Annotated in this window: 1 protein-coding gene; it reads right to left on the bottom strand. The window is 72.3% G+C overall.

The window, feature by feature from the left end; translation table 11 throughout:
* Positions 1 to 72 precede the first annotated feature (72 nt).
* A partial coding sequence (locus B8460_RS18515) for a DUF4159 domain-containing protein (RefSeq protein WP_048863100.1) occupies positions 73 to 1,137 on the bottom strand: 1,065 nt, incomplete at its 5' end.

Here is a 1,137-nt window from a genome sequence, read left to right as displayed (position 1 = left end):
AGCCACACGGGCACCAGCGGATGCAGCCGCAGCGCCGCGATCGCCTGTTCGGGATGCATCACGCGGTCATCCCTATTGCCCGAGCCGTTCGAGGATTGCGGGCACGTGCACCTGATCGCCTTTGTAGTTGCCGGTCAGCGCGTACATGACGAGGTTCACGCCGAAACGGTACGCCATGGTGCGCTGGCGCGCGCCGCCGGGGATCGTGGCATAGGGGTTGCGCCCCTGTGCGTCGATCGCCCAGGCGGCAGCCCAGTCGTTGTTGCCGATGATCACCGGGCTGACGCTGTCGTTGGTGCGGTCCTGGTCGCGCTGCACCCAGACGGTGCCGCCGTCGTAGCGGCCGGGGAAATCCTGCAGCAGATAGAAGGCGTGCGCGAGCACGTGATCGGGCGTCAGCGGCGCGAGCGGCGGAAACAGCAGTCCCTGCGCCACCCGCTTGAGCGCGGCATCGGTGCCAGGCGCGAATCCCTCGCCGGTGCCGCCGCCGGCGTCATCCGACCCGGCGCCGCCGCCGCGCGTGTCCAGCACGATGATGCCGCCGCGGCTCATGTAGTCGTTGAGCGCCTGCGCCGAGACGCTGTCGAGTGGCGGGGCCTGTGCCGTGATCGGCCAGTAGAGCAGCGGATAGAAGCTGAGATCGTCATGGCCGGGCACCACGCCGTCAGGCTCGGCCAGCGTCGCCGCGGTCCGGTGGTTGACGTATTCCGACAGACCCTCGAGACCGGCCTTCGAGATGCCGTCCACCTCGGCGTCGCCGGTCACCACATAGGCGAGCCGGGTCGCGAGCGCGGGCGGGATGCCGGTCTCCAGCGCCCGGGCCGGCACCGGCGTCACCAGCAGCAGCGCCAGCAGCGCGGCGCCGCCGGCCAGCGCCACGTGACGGCGCAGCAGCCCCCGCAGCATCAGCGAGATCAGCAGGTCAGCCGCCAGCAGCACGATCGCGGCCGCCAGGAACCACGGCCCGATCGCCCGCTCCGGCGCCAGGGCGCCGAGCGGTTGCAGTGCCGCCCCGGCGATCAGCGGGGCCGCGACCGGGGGCGGCAGGTGGGTGGAGAGATTGAGCGCGCGGCGGCCGTTCTCCGGTCCATACAGCCCCGGCGGGTGGCGCGGGCCGACCGGCGTGTGGGCGAGCGC

Origin of the sequence: Acidisphaera rubrifaciens HS-AP3, from assembly GCF_000964365.1 — a bacterium.
GTDB classification, from domain to species: domain Bacteria; phylum Pseudomonadota; class Alphaproteobacteria; order Acetobacterales; family Acetobacteraceae; genus Acidisphaera; species Acidisphaera rubrifaciens.
Note: the sequence above shows the minus strand (reverse complement) of the source record. Positions and strands in the feature narration are given on the sequence as shown.